We start from the raw sequence: 12,591 nt of genomic DNA on the forward strand, positions 1-12,591 counted from the left end.
GCAGGGGGAGATGGGATGGCGGTGCGGAAACGGGTCGTCGCGGTGGTCGCGGTCGCCTCGTCGGTCGTGTTGCTGGGTGCGGGCGCCGGTTCGGCTTCGCCGTACCGGTCCGGTGACTGGGCGACGTGGTCGAGGGATGCGGCCGGGTCGCGGTACGCGGCGGGCGAGTGGCGGATCACCCCGCACAACGTGGGCGGGTTGACGTTGAAGTGGGCGTTCGCGTTCCCGCGGTCGGCGGCGCCGGTGCGCAGCCAGCCCGCAGTGGTCGACGGGACGATGTTCTTCGGCGGACCGGACGGCAAGTTCTACGCCCGGGACGCGCGGACCGGGGCGGAGCGGTGGACGACGGACCTGTCCGGGGTGGCGCCGGGTGCGCGGCCGGCGATCGTGTGGGACAGCCCGTCGGTGTCCGGCGGGCGGGTGTACTTCGGTGACCTGCGGGGGTACGTGTACTCGCTGGACCAGCGCACAGGGCGGGTGGTGTGGGCCGAGCAGGTCGACGCGCACCCGGCGGCGACGGTGACCAGTTCGCCGATCGTGCACGACGGGAAGGTCTACGTCGGCACGTCGAGCGGGGAGAACGCGAACAACAGCGCGGACGGGTCGACCGACGACCCGAACTACCCGTGCTGCACGTTCCGCGGGCACATCGACGCGCTCGACGCGCGCACCGGTGAGCTGGTGTGGCGGCACTACACGGTGCCCGAGCCGCAGGCGGTGGGCACGTGGCCCAGCGGGGCGACGCGCTACGAGCCGTCCGGGGCGGGGGTGTGGAGTTCGCCCGTGGTCGACCCGCGCAGCGGCACGGTCTACGTGGGCACGGGTCAGAACTACACCGGCAGCGCGGGTGACTTCGACACGCTGTTGGCGCTGGACCACCGGACCGGGGCGGTGAAGTGGCGCAACCAGGTGACCGAGGCCGACACGTGGCGGGGGTTGTGCAACAGCCCCGACCCGTCGGGGTTCTGCCCGGGGTTGCAGGACGGTTCGGCGCTGGACTACGACATCGGGGCGACGCCGAACCTGTTCACCGCGGGTGGGCGCAGGCTGGTGGGTGTCGGGCAGAAACTGGGCGTCTACCACGCGTTCGACGCGGCCACCGGTGAGGTGGTGTGGCGGCGGCAGCTGGGTGTGCCGTGGCCCAGTGGCGGGATCGGCGGGATCCAGTGGGGCTCCAGCTTCGACGGGCGGCGGCTCTACGTGGCGACCTACTTCGCCTTCCCGGGCACGTTGTTCGCGCTGGACCCGGCGACCGGTCGGGTGTTGTGGGAGACGCCCAACCCGGCGGACGGGTGCACCACCGGTGGTGCGGCCGCCCATCCGGAGGTGTGCACGCTGGGTCACGGGCCGGCGGTGACCAGCAGTCCCGGTCTGGTGTGGGAGGGGTCCAACGACGGGAAGCTGCGGGCGTACTCGGCGCGGAACGGTCGGGTGCTGTGGACCTACGACACGGTGCGCGACTTCACGGGTGTCAACGGGCTGCCCGGTCGGGGTGGCGCGATCTCCGGTGGCGGCGGGGGCACCGTGGTGGCCGACGGGATGGTGTACGTGCAGGCCGGGTACTCGCCGGAGTACCCGAACCCGGACGGTGGTGACGTGCTGCTGGCCTTTGGTCGGTGAGCGCGCCGGTGGGGGCCTGGTGTCGGTCGCGGCCATGCGGCCAGCGACCGACGCGGGCCGACCGACGCGGGCCGACCGACGCGGGCCGACCGACGCGGGCCGACCGACGCGGGCCGACCGACACGGGCCGACCGACACGGGCCGACCGACACGGGCCGCGTGAGGTGGGCCGCGTGAGGTGGGCCGCGTGAGGTGGGCCGCGTGAGGTGGGCCGCGTGAGGTGGGCCGGGGGCAGGCGGACAGCGTCAGGTGGGCAGGGTGCGGGCCAGGAAGCGGGTGGTCAGCTCCCACGCGGCGGCCGCGGCTTCCGGGTTGTGGAACTGCGGGGCGACGTTGTTGTGGAAGGCGTGCCCGGCTTCTTCCTGGACGTGGATCTCGGCGTTGGGCAGTGCGGTGACGGCGTCGACGACCCGCTGCACGGCCGGGCGCGGGATGTAGGGGTCTCGGCCGCCGAAGTGGAACTGGATCGGGCAGGTGATGCGTCCGGCCTGGTCGAGGCGGTCGGGCACGCCTGAGCCGTAGAAGGACACGGCGGTGTCGGGGTCGGCGGTCGCGGCCACCTCGTAGGCGATGGAGCCGCCGAGGCAGAAGCCGAGGATGCCGGCGCGGCCGGTGCGGGTGCGCAGGCGGCGCAGGGTGGCGATGGCGTCGGACACGCCGAGGGCGAGGTCGAAGCGGCCGGCGACCTCCATCGAGGCGGTGACGCCGGCCTCGTCGTGGCCCGAGGACCAGCCGGGCGCCACGCGCCAGAACAGCTCGGGCACGGCGACGACGTAGCCGAGGGCGGCGAGGTCGGCGGCCACGGAGGTGAGGTAGTCGTCCAGGCCGAAGATCTCCTGGACCAGCACGATGCCGGGGCCGGTGCCGGTGCCGGAGGCGGGTTCCCGGACGGGGGCGTCGAACGTCCCGTCGGCTACGTCGATCTTCACGGGCCTACGGTTACCACACCGGTGTCGCCGTCGATCTCCACCGACACACCCAGCGGCAGGGTGAGCTGCCCGGCGCAGTGCCCGAACGGGGTGTCGGCGACCACGGGCACGCCCAGGCCGGCGAGGCGGTCGTTGATCACGGGCGCGAGGTCCCCGCAGCCGGTCCAGGAGCCCAGGACGATCCCGGCGACGGGGGCGAACCAGCCGGCGCGCAGCAGGCCGGTCAGCATCCGGTCGACGCGGTAGGGCTCCTCGTTGACGTCTTCGAGCAGCACGATCGCCCCGTCCGGTGGCGGCGGGTCGCCCAGGAGGGTGAGGGTGCCGCCGACGGCGGTGCCGCGGGCGGTTCCGGGCACCAGGCCCGTTCCCCGGTAGGAGGTCACGCCGGTGAACAGGGCGCGGCGCAGGTGGTCGCGGGCGGCGGTGTCCTCGACGAAGGCGGTGGTGGCGATCATCGGGCCGAACCAGGTGGGGACGCCCGCCTGCCGGAACAGGTCGTGCAGGACGGTGGTGTCGCTGGAGCCGAGGAAGACCTTGCGGTGGGCCGACAGGGCGGTCGAGTCGAGCAGGTCGGCCAGGCGCGCGCTGCCGTAGCCGCCGCGGGCGCACAGCACGCCGGCCACGTCCGGGTCGGTCCAGGCCCGGTGCAGGCTGCGGGCGCGGTCGGCGTCGTGGCCGGCGAGGTAGGGCAGGGTGGGGTGGGTGGTCCGGGCTTCGGGGGCGACCTGGACGTCGAGGTCCCAGGTGCGCAGGCACGCCACGCCCGCTTCCAGCAGCGCCGGCGTCACGGGGCCGGCGGGGCTGATGACGACCACGCGGTCGCCGGGGTGCAGCAGGGGTGGGCCGCCGGTCGGCGTCACGGGCTCCCCGCCGCGCCCGCGCCGGAGGCGGTGCCCGCGGGGGAGCGTCGTGCGGTGGCCGCGTGCCCGGCCCTCCGGTCGGGGTGGCGTGCCGGGTGGGTCATCGGCGCAGGTCCAGCACCGGCACCCCGGGCGGGGTGAAGCCGAAGACCTGGCCGTAGAACGACAGCTCGGCCTCCAGCGCGGCGATGATCGTGGTGGCCTTGCGGAACCCGTGCTGCTCGCCCTCGAAGGTGAGGTAGGCGTGCGGGACGCCGGTGCCGTCGAGGGCGGCGGCGAAGCGGTCGGCCTGGTCGGGCGGGCAGATCTCGTCCTCCAGGCCCTGGAGCAGCAGCACGGGTCCGGCCAGCCGGTCGACGCGGTGGGCCGGGGACCGCTCGGTGTAGCGGTCGGCGGTCTGCGGCCAGGGACCGACCAGGCCGGTGACGTACCGGGACTCGAAGTCGTGGGTCTCGCCGCCGTCGCCGGTCCAGCCGGCCAGGTCGAGGATGGGGAAGGCGACCATGCCGCACCGGTAGGTGTCGACCGAGGTCAGGGAGGCCGCGGAGGTGAAGCCGCCGGCGCTGCCGCCGCGGATGGCCAGGCGCCGGCTGTCGGCGGTGCCCTCGTCGGCCAGGGCCCTGGCCACGGCGGCGCAGTCGTCGACGTCGACGACGCCCCACTGCTCGCGCAGCCGTTCGCGGAACGCGCGGCCGTGGCCGGTGGAGCCGCCGTAGTCGACCGCGACGACGCCGATGCCGCGGCTGGTGAAGTAGGCGATGTCGAGGTCGAGCACGGGCAGGTGGCGGCCGGTGGGGCCGCCGTGGACGTGCACCAGGTACGGGGGCCGCTCGTCCCCGGGGTGGGTGAAGTCGGGGTTGTGGGGCGGGTAGACGTGGGCGGGGACCTCTCCGTGGGGGCCGGTGAACACGCGCGTCCGGGGGGTGGGCAGGTAGGCGTCGAGCCCGGCGGGCCGGTCGTGGCCTCCGGTGTGGGTGGTCAGCTCGCCGGTGGACAGGTCCAGCGACACCACGGCGGTCCCGGTGTGCGGTCCGGCGGCGGAGCCGACGACCACGCCGTCGTGCACGGCCAGCTGCCCGTGCCAGACGGGCAGGTCCACGTCGACGTCGGTGACGGTGCGGCCGCGTTCGTCGAGCACGGCCAGTCGCCCGGCGGCGAGCACGGCGTGGCGGCCGCCGCCGATGGTGGCGAACCAGCGGTTGCCCAGCCGCCAGAGGGGGCCGCCCAGTTCCCGCCGGACGGGGGCGAGGTTGACCGCGTGCCCGTGGAGGTCCACGCGGTGCAGGTTCCACCAGCCGTCGGGGTCGGTCAGGACCAGCAGGTCCGAGCCGTCCCACTCGACCTGGCAGACGGCCTCGGCGGGGCCGCCGGCCAGGACGCGGTGCCGCGGCGGGTCGGTGCCGGGGGTGGTGTCCGGTGCGACCTCGGCCACGCACAGCTCGGTGCCGTCCCAGGGCATCCGGGGGTGGTCCCAGCCGATCCAGGCGTAGCGGCGGCCGTCGGGCGACAGGCGCGGGCCGGTCATGAAGTGGTGGCTGGCGGCCAGCACCCGCGTCGGGGAGCCGTCGAGGGGCAGGGCGACGAGTTCGCGGCGGATGTCGGTGCGGGCCGGGCCGGTGACGGTCTCGCGCACGCGCCACACCTCCCGGCCGCCGGGGCCCGCGGTGAGGTCGGCGTAGCGCAGGCCGTGCGGGCGGTCGGGTTCGGGGCTGAGGGGCTCCGGACGGGGGTCGGGGCGGGGGTCGTCGGGGTCGAACAGGTAGATCCGCTGGTCGTCCCAGTGGGTGAAGGCCACCCGCGGGCCCCCGGGTGTGTCGAGGACCACCCAGGGTCGTCCTCCGTACTCGTGGACGCGGTTGCGCACGTTCCACGGCGGCGGCAGCAGGTCCTCGCCGTCGCGCACGAGCGCGACCCGGCCGCCCTCGGCGGGGCGCCCCTCGGTCCACCAGGGCCGGCCCCGGTGCAGGTCGACCCAGTCCACGCCGCCCCCGGCCGCGGCGGCGAGGGCCGCGTCGACGGGTGAGCTCCACGTGCCGCACGGTGCGATCTCGACCACGTCGGCACCCTATCCGCACACCCCGGACGAGGCCGTCCGGCGGGGTCCGGGGCGTCCCGTCGGGCGGGACGTGACGGAAAAGCCGGGGCAGGGCTGCCGATCTTGTCCGGGTGGCCTAGGGTCGTCGTTGTCATGGCACGCGTCATCCACGTATTCCGCCAACCCGACCGGTTCGTCGCCGGGACCGTCGGGCAACCTGGCGAGCGCACGTTCTACCTCCAGGTCTCCGAGGAGACCCGGCTGGTCAGCGTGGCGCTGGAGAAGCAACAGGTCGCCGTACTCGCCGAGCGCATCGGCTCGCTCCTGGAGGAGGTGCAGCGGCGGTTCGGCGCGGAGGTCCCCGACGACGTCCCCGAGGACCTCCGGGACACCGAACCCCTGGAGGTGCCGGTCGAGGAGGAGTTCAAGGTCGGCACGATGGGGCTGGGCTGGGACGCCGAGTCCAGCGCGGTGGTCATCGAGCTGCTCGCGATCACCGAGGAGGAGGTCGACGAGGCGGTCGTGCTCGACGACACCGAGGAGGGCCCGGACGCGGTCCGGGTGTTCCTGAGCCCGGTGGAGGCGCGGGCGTTCGCCGAGCGCGCGGAGCGGGTGGTCAAGGCGGGCCGCAAGCCGTGCCCGCTGTGCTCGGAGCCGCTGGACCCGGAGGGGCACGTGTGCCCGCGGCAGAACGGCTACCGGCGCTCGGACGAGGGCTGAGCGGCGCGTGCGGCCGGGCGACGAGGGGGCCCTCGACCTGCTGACCCGCGGTCGCGTCGAGGTCGAGGGCCGGTTGGTGGACGCCTCCAACACGACGCTGTTCTGCCGGATCGCCCTGGACGGGGTGACCGCGCAGTGCGTGTACAAGCCGGTGCGGGGCGAGCGGCCGCTGTGGGACTTCCCCGACGGCACGCTGGCCGGTCGCGAGGTGGCGACGTTCCTGGTGTCGGAGGCGTCGGGGCTGGGGCTGGTGCCGCCGACGGTGCTGCGGCCGGGTCCGTTCGGGCCGGGCATGGTGCAGCTGTGGGTGGAGACCCGCGAGGACGACGACCTGGTCGACATCGTGGCCGAGGAGCAGGTGCGGCCGGGGTGGCGGGGGGTGCTGCGGGCGCACGACCGCTTCGGTGAGCCGGCGGTGCTGGTGCACGCCGACCACCCGCGCATGGCGTTGATGGCGGCGTTCGACGCGGTGGTCAACAACGCCGACCGCAAGGGCGGGCACGTGCTGCACGCGGTCGACGGCGGGGTGTACGGGGTGGACCACGGGATCTGCCTGCACGCCGAGGACAAGCTGCGCACGGTGCTGTGGGGCTGGTTGGGCGAGCCGTTGCCGCCGGAGGCGGTGGAGGCGCTGCGCCGGGTGCGGTCGGGTCTGGACGGCGGGCTGGGCGAGGACCTGCACGGGCACCTGACGCGCGCGGAGGTGCGGGCGTTGGCGGAGCGGGTGGACAAGCTGCTGGCGGCGGGGGTGTACCCGGAGCCGTCGGGCGAGTGGCCGGCGATCCCCTGGCCGGCGTTCTGACCGCGGTCGTCGGCGGGGACGTGGAGGAGTTCGTCCTCCGGCTGGACCGCTGATGACCGGCGCGGACCCGGTGGGAGCGGACCCGGTGGGAGCGAATCCGGTGGGAGCGAATCCGGTGGGCGGGGACGACGGGGGTCTGGCGCGGCGGATGCGGCGGCGTTTCGGCGGGGGAGTGGACCCGTGGCTGGCGGGGCTGCCGTCGCTGGCGGCGTGGTGCCGGGTGTACGCGGCGTTCTACCCCGACCACCCGGCGGTGCGGCGGGCCTGACCCCCGCGGGCGGGGCGCGGTGGCGGTAACGTCGCGCGGCGTGCGATCACAGGATTACGGCCGGGACGTGACGGCGGGGCGCAGGCGTCGGGTGGTGCCGGAGGTGGCGGCCGAGGTCGGCCTGGTGCTGGAGGACCCGGCGTCGGGGTTCTGCGGCGCGGTGGTGCGGTTCGAGTCGGGCGGGGTGGTGCTGGAGGACCGGCACGCCCGGCAGCGGGTGTTCCCGCTGCGCCCGGCGGCGTTCCTGCTGGAGGGGGCACCGGTGACGCTGGTGCGTCCCGCGCCGGCCGCCACCCCGGCGGCGCGGCGGTCGGCGTCGGGTTCGGTGCGGGTGGAGGGACTGCGGGCGCGCACGGCCCGGGACAGCCGCATCTGGGTGGAGGGCGTGCACGACGCGGAGCTGGTGGAGCGGGTGTGGGGCCACGACCTGCGGGTGGAGGGGGTGGTGGTGGAGCCGCTGGACGGGGTCGACGAGCTGGCCGGGCGGGTCGCGGAGTTCGGCACCGGCCCGGGGCGGCGCCTGGGGGTGCTGGTGGACCACCTGGTGGCGGGCAGCAAGGAGTCGCGGCTGGTGGCGGCGGTGCGCGACGAGCACGTGCTGGTCACCGGTCACCCGTACGTGGATGTGTGGCAGGCGGTGAAGCCGTCGTCGGTGGGGATCGCGCAGTGGCCTCGGGTGCCGCGCGGGGTGCCGTGGAAGGAGGGGGTGTGCGCGGCGCTGGGCTGGGGCGAGCCGTGGGAGGGGTGGCGTCGGGTGCTGGCGGGGGTGTCGGGGTTCCGGGACCTGGAGACGCCGCTGCTGGGCGCGGTGGAGCGGTTGATCGATTTCGTCACCGAACCGGGGTGAGACCGGGCCGGTCGTGATCGATTCTCGACCTCCGGGTGTGCCCGTCGGCGTCCGCGGGCTTCCCGGAGGTGCGAGGATGGCGGGGTGGCCGCGTCGTTGATCTGGTTGATCCTCGGTGTCCTGCTGGTGGCCGCCGAGGTCCTGTCGGGTGACTTCGTGCTGGTCATGTTGGGTGTGGCCGCGTTGGGCGCGGCGGGTGCGGCGGGGCTGGGCGCGCCCGTGCTGATCAGCGCGGTGGTGTTCGGTGTGGTGTCGTTGGGGTTGGTGCTGGGCGCGCGGCCGGCGCTCAAGCGCCGGATGGAGCTGGGCACCGGGCACCGGTCGGGCATCGAGGCGCTGGCCGGCGCGACCGCGGTCGTGGTGTCCCGGGTGGACGCGCACGGCGGGACGGTGCGGATCGGCGGCGAGGTGTGGTCGGCGCGGTCGTTGGACCGCGGGGTGATCGAGCCCGGCGTGGAAGTGACTGTTGTGGAGATCTCGGGCGCGACCGCGGTGGTGCTGTCCGGGGCCTGAGCGGAGGCTGGAGTCGATGACCACCACGTTGATCGTCATCGCGGTCCTGGTGTTGTTCGTCCTGATCGTCACGGTGAAATCGGTGTTGGTGATCCCGCAGGCCACGGCCGCGGTGATCGAGCGGCTGGGCCGCTACCGCACGACCGCGGCGCCGGGCCTGAACATCCTGGTGCCGTTCTTCGACCGGGTGCGGGCGCGCATCGACCTGCGCGAGCAGGTGGTGTCGTTCCCGCCGCAGCCGGTGATCACGCAGGACAACCTGACGGTGTCGATCGACACGGTCGTGTACTTCCAGGTGACCGATCCGCGGGCGGCGGTCTACGAGATCTCCAACTACATCGTGGGTGTGGAGCAGCTGACGACCACGACGCTGCGCAACCTGGTGGGCGGGATGAGCCTGGAGGAGACGCTGACCTCCCGCGACCAGATCAACAACCAGCTGCGCGGGGTGCTGGACGAGGCGACGGGCCGGTGGGGCATCCGGGTGGCGCGGGTGGAGCTCAAGGCGATCGACCCGCCGCCGTCGATCCAGGACTCGATGGAGAAGCAGATGCGCGCGGACCGGGAGAAGCGCGCGATGATCCTGAACGCGGAGGGTCAGCGGGAGTCGGCGATCAAGACCGCGGAGGGGCAGAAGCAGTCGCAGATCCTGTCCGCGGAGGGCGCCAAGCAGGCGGCGATCCTGGCGGCGGAGGCGGAGCGGCAGTCGCGGATCCTGCGGGCGCAGGGTGAGCGGGCGGCCCGGTACCTCCAGGCGCAGGGTCAGGCGAAGGCGATCGAGAAGGTGTTCGCGGCGATCAAGGCGGGCCGGCCGACGCCGGAGGTGCTGGCCTACCAGTACCTCCAGACGCTGCCGCAGATGGCGCAGGGCGACGCGAACAAGGTGTGGCTGGTGCCGTCGGACTACGGCAAGGCGCTGGAGGGGTTCGCGCGGATGCTGGGCACGCCGGGCGAGGACGGTGTGTTCCGCTACGAGCCGTCGAAGGAGGAGCCGCCGGTGTCGAGGCCGGAGGAGGACGACGCGTCGGTGGCGGAGTGGTTCGACACGGCGCCGGACCCGGCGGTGGCCGAGGCGGTGCGGGCGGCGGAGGCGGTGGCCCGCAAGGAGGTGCCGGGTCCGCTGGCCGCGCCCGCGCCGCTGGGGTCGGCGGGTGTGGGCGCGGGGTCGTTGTCGGCGGGTGCGGCGGCGCCGGGGTCGTTGGCGTCGGGTGGGTCCTCGGCGCGGGAGCTGGGCGGGGCGGCGGAGCCGTCCGGTCCGCCGTCGCCGTCGCCGCCGTCGTCGGAGTCGGAGCCACCGCGGGAGTGATCTTCCTCGCACGGGGTGCGTGGTGGGGCGTCGGCGGAGGCCGGCGCCCCTGTTTTTTCGGCGTTTCCGGTGGTGGGGGGCGGTGGACGCGCCCGGCGGAGGGCCGTTCGGGTGGTCATGCGCACGGGTGTGGGGTGCGGTTGGATGTCGCGGTGCACGCTTTAGCGAACCGCGCCGCGACCGCGCTGGACCGTTCCACCGGGCCGTGGGCGACGCGGTGGGACGAGCTGGCGGCGGTGGTGGCGCGGTTGTCGGAGCTGGTGCGCGGGGACCCCGACGCGGGTCGGCGGGCGGCGCAGGACGTGGCGGAGCTGCTGGTGGCGGCGGTGGCCGGGGACCGGGAGCACCGGGCGGCGTTGTCGGAGCTGGTGGACCGGGTGGTGGACCTGCACGCGGTGGCGTGCGCGGCGGACCCGCCGGAGCCGGGTGGGCTGGCGGGGTGGCTGCTGCGGTTGCAGACGGGGTTCGCCGAGCCGCCGGAGGTGCGGCTCTCGGCGTACGCGGCGGCGTTGGGCGAGGAGGGGCTGGCCCGGTACCGGGCGGAGGCGGTGGCGCGGTTCGAGCGGCTGCCGGTGATCGGGTTCGGCCGGACCGGGGCCTACGACCGGGAGCGGTGGGCGCTGCTGCGGGTGGTGGAGGAGCTGGCCGAGCACACCGGCGAGGTGGATCTCCAGGTGCTGGTGTTGACGCGGGACCTGTCCTCGGGGTGGCACTACCTGCGGGTGGCCACGGTGTTGCGGGAGGCGGGCCGGTCGGAGGAGGCGCTGGAGTGGGTGCGACGGGGGTTGGCGGCCACGGGTGGTCGGGGCGCGGCGGGCCGGTTGGTGGACCTGGGGGTGGACGAGTGCCTGCGGGTGGGGTGGGTGTCGCGGGCGGTGGAGCTGCGGCGGGAGGCGGTGGTGGCGCACCCGGTGTGGGAGGCGTGGGAGCGGTTGCGGTCGTTGGCCGCGGGGCTGGGGGTGTGGTCGGTGGTGCGGGAGGAGGTGCTGGCCCGGTTGTCCTCGCCGGACGCGGGTCCGGGGGCGGCGGAGCTGGTGCGCCGCGTCGCCGCGGAGCGCCCGCCCCGGCCACCGGCCCCTGACGGCTGACCCCTGACGGCTGACCCCGGCGGCTGACCCCGGCGGCTGACCCGGACGGCGGGAACCGGGGGTCAGGGTGTGGCGGGTGGGCGGCGGTCGGTCCAGGGTCGGGCGCGTTGGAGCTGGCCGGCGGCGGCGAGGATGACGGCTTCGCCGTCGGGGGCGGCGACGAGCTGCACGGCCAGCGGCAGGCCGGTGCCGGTGTGCCCGGCGGGGACGGCGGCGGCGGGGTTGCCGGTGATGTTCCACAGGGGCAGGAACGCGGTCATGCGGGCGGCGGCGAGCAGGGCGGCCACGGCGGGCAGCCGGCGCCATTCGCCCACGCGCAGGGGCGGGCGGGTCAGCACGGGGGTCAGCAGCAGGTCGTGGTCGGTGAACACGACCCGGTTGGCGTGGGCGGTCAGGCCGGGCCGCTGGGCCAGGGCGGCGCGCACGGCCGCGCCGGGCAGGCGGCGGCCGAGGGCGGCCACGACGCGGGTGCGGCGGTCGAGGCGGTCGGGTCGTTCGAGGTCGGCTTCGCCGTCGGCGGCGTGGTGCAGGTAGCGGGTGGCGAAGCCGGTGGAGCCGGAGAGTTCGCGCAGGTCGGGGTCGAGGCGGGTGACGTCGTGGCCGAGGTCGGCGAGCAGCCCGGCGGTGTCCAGGACGGCGTCGCGGACCTCCTGGCGCAGGCCGATGCCGGGGCCCCAGGGGCGCAGTGACACGGCGATGCGCAGGGTGGCGGTATCGGTGACGGCGGCGGTGTGGTCGCGGCCGGGGGCCAGGACGTCGAGCAGCAGGGCGGCGTCGCGGACGTGGCGGGTGATGGGTCCGGCGGCGACGAGCCCGCCCCAGGTGTGCGTGCCGGGGGTGAGGGGGACGCGGTCGCGGCCGGGTTTGAGGCCGAACAGGCTGGTGCAGGCGGCGGGGATGCGGAGGGAGCCCGCGCCGTCGGTGCCGACGGCGGCGCCGACGAGGCCCGCGGCGACGGCGACGGCGGACCCGCCGCTGGACCCGCCGGGGCTGTGCCGGGGTGACCAGGGGTTGCGGGTGGCGCCGGCCCAGGTGGACTCGGTGTGGGGCCACAGGCCCAGTTCGGGCATCCGGGTGCGGCCGACGAGGACGGCGCCGGCGGCGCGCAGGCGGCGCACGATCTCGGCGTCGGCGGCCGCGGGGGTGTCGACGGCGGCGGTGCCGCGGGTGGTGGGCAGCCCGGCCAGCGGGATGTCCTCCTTGACCGCGACGGGCACGCCGAGCAGGGGGGCGTCGTGGCCGCGGGCGCGCAGCGCGTCGGCGTGCCCGGCGTCGGCGAGGGCCTGGCGGGCGAAGACCAGCCGGAAGGCGTTGAGCCGGCGGTCGTGGCGCTCGATGCGGCGCAGGCACTCGGCGACGAGGTCGCGGGAGGTGAGCGCACCGGAGCGCATCAGCTCGGCTTGTCCCGCGGCGCCGGCGAAGCACGCGTCGGTGAGGTCCATGGTGCGCACCCTAGGCCAGGGCCGGCGGCCGTGGTGGTGGTCGACTCCGGGGTGGTCGACTCCGGGGTGGTCGACCCGGGTCCGCGCGGGGTGGCGCGGGGCGTGGCTTCGGGGGCCGGAGGGGTGGCCGGGTCCGCGGGGGCGCCCGGTGGGGGCATGAT

At 75.4% G+C, this 12,591-nt stretch carries 12 protein-coding genes; 8 read left to right on the plus strand and 4 right to left on the minus strand.

The window, feature by feature from the left end; all coding sequences use genetic code 11:
• The first annotated feature begins 15 nt into the window (after positions 1-15).
• Positions 16-1,620, plus strand: a complete 1,605-nt coding sequence (locus ACFP3R_RS10865; protein ID WP_380635159.1) for an outer membrane protein assembly factor BamB family protein — start codon at positions 16-18, stop codon at positions 1,618-1,620.
• Positions 1,621-1,865: 245 nt separating this feature from the next.
• Here ACFP3R_RS10865 and ACFP3R_RS10870 read toward each other — a convergent pair whose 3' ends face one another.
• The 3 genes from ACFP3R_RS10870 to ACFP3R_RS10880 form a co-directional block, all read right to left on the minus strand.
• Entirely contained in the window at positions 1,866-2,549 is a 684-nt protein-coding gene (locus tag ACFP3R_RS10870) for a dienelactone hydrolase family protein (protein ID WP_380635160.1), read from the minus strand.
• A complete protein-coding gene (locus ACFP3R_RS10875; protein WP_380635161.1) occupies positions 2,546-3,409 on the minus strand; it encodes a S66 peptidase family protein in 864 nt (287 codons plus the stop codon). The genes ACFP3R_RS10870 and ACFP3R_RS10875 overlap by 4 nt, the downstream gene beginning before the upstream one ends.
• Before the next feature lie 100 nt (positions 3,410-3,509).
• On the minus strand, positions 3,510-5,465 hold the full coding sequence (locus tag ACFP3R_RS10880; protein WP_380635162.1) for a S9 family peptidase: 1,956 nt from the start codon (positions 5,463-5,465) through the stop codon (positions 3,510-3,512).
• A gap of 132 nt (positions 5,466-5,597) precedes the next feature.
• On the opposite strand from ACFP3R_RS10880, the gene ACFP3R_RS10885 reads away from it, so the two are divergent.
• The 7 genes from ACFP3R_RS10885 to ACFP3R_RS10915 all read left to right on the plus strand — a co-directional run bounded on the left by ACFP3R_RS10885 (position 5,598) and on the right by ACFP3R_RS10915 (position 10,988).
• The gene (locus ACFP3R_RS10885) at positions 5,598-6,164 is read left to right on the plus strand and encodes a DUF3090 domain-containing protein (protein WP_380635163.1); all 567 of its coding nucleotides are present in this window, start codon (positions 5,598-5,600) and stop codon (positions 6,162-6,164) included.
• A 7-nt stretch (positions 6,165-6,171) separates the two neighbouring features.
• On the plus strand, positions 6,172-6,966 hold the full coding sequence (locus ACFP3R_RS10890; RefSeq protein WP_380635164.1) for an SCO1664 family protein: 795 nt from the start codon (positions 6,172-6,174) through the stop codon (positions 6,964-6,966).
• Positions 6,967-7,066: 100 nt separating this feature from the next.
• The gene (locus ACFP3R_RS10895; protein ID WP_380635166.1) at positions 7,067-7,234 is read left to right on the plus strand and encodes a hypothetical protein; all 168 of its coding nucleotides are present in this window, start codon (positions 7,067-7,069) and stop codon (positions 7,232-7,234) included.
• Positions 7,235-7,274: 40 nt separating this feature from the next.
• Positions 7,275-8,081 carry a DUF3097 domain-containing protein gene (locus ACFP3R_RS10900; RefSeq protein WP_380635167.1) on the plus strand — a complete coding sequence of 269 codons (807 nt, stop codon included), beginning with the start codon at positions 7,275-7,277 and terminating at the stop codon, positions 8,079-8,081.
• Between the two features lie 84 nt (positions 8,082-8,165).
• Positions 8,166-8,594, plus strand: a complete 429-nt coding sequence (locus ACFP3R_RS10905; protein WP_380635169.1) for an NfeD family protein — start codon at positions 8,166-8,168, stop codon at positions 8,592-8,594.
• A 16-nt stretch (positions 8,595-8,610) separates the two neighbouring features.
• Entirely contained in the window at positions 8,611-9,900 is a 1,290-nt protein-coding gene (locus ACFP3R_RS10910; RefSeq protein WP_380635171.1) for an SPFH domain-containing protein, read from the plus strand.
• Positions 9,901-10,052: 152 nt separating this feature from the next.
• Positions 10,053-10,988, plus strand: a complete 936-nt coding sequence (locus ACFP3R_RS10915; RefSeq protein WP_380635173.1) for a hypothetical protein — start codon at positions 10,053-10,055, stop codon at positions 10,986-10,988.
• 62 nt (positions 10,989-11,050) lie between these two features.
• Here ACFP3R_RS10915 and ACFP3R_RS10920 read toward each other — a convergent pair whose 3' ends face one another.
• Positions 11,051-12,430, minus strand: coding sequence for an amidase family protein (locus tag ACFP3R_RS10920; RefSeq protein ID WP_380635175.1), 1,380 nt, complete (start codon positions 12,428-12,430; stop codon positions 11,051-11,053).
• Between the last annotated feature and the right edge of the window lie 161 nt (positions 12,431-12,591).

Origin of the sequence: Saccharothrix lopnurensis (assembly GCF_042658445.1) — a bacterium.
GTDB classification, from domain to species: Bacteria; Actinomycetota; Actinomycetes; order Mycobacteriales; family Pseudonocardiaceae; genus Actinosynnema; species Actinosynnema lopnurensis.

Coding starts and splice junctions, on each gene's coding strand:
- ACFP3R_RS10865 (WP_380635159.1), top strand. CDS start 16: ATGGCGGTGCGGAAACGGGTCGTCGCGGTGGTCGCGGTCGCCTCGTCG.
- ACFP3R_RS10885 (WP_380635163.1), top strand. CDS start 5,598: ATGGCACGCGTCATCCACGTATTCCGCCAACCCGACCGGTTCGTCGCC.
- ACFP3R_RS10910 (WP_380635171.1), top strand. CDS start 8,611: ATGACCACCACGTTGATCGTCATCGCGGTCCTGGTGTTGTTCGTCCTG.
- ACFP3R_RS10920 (WP_380635175.1), bottom strand. CDS start 12,430: ATGGACCTCACCGACGCGTGCTTCGCCGGCGCCGCGGGACAAGCCGAG.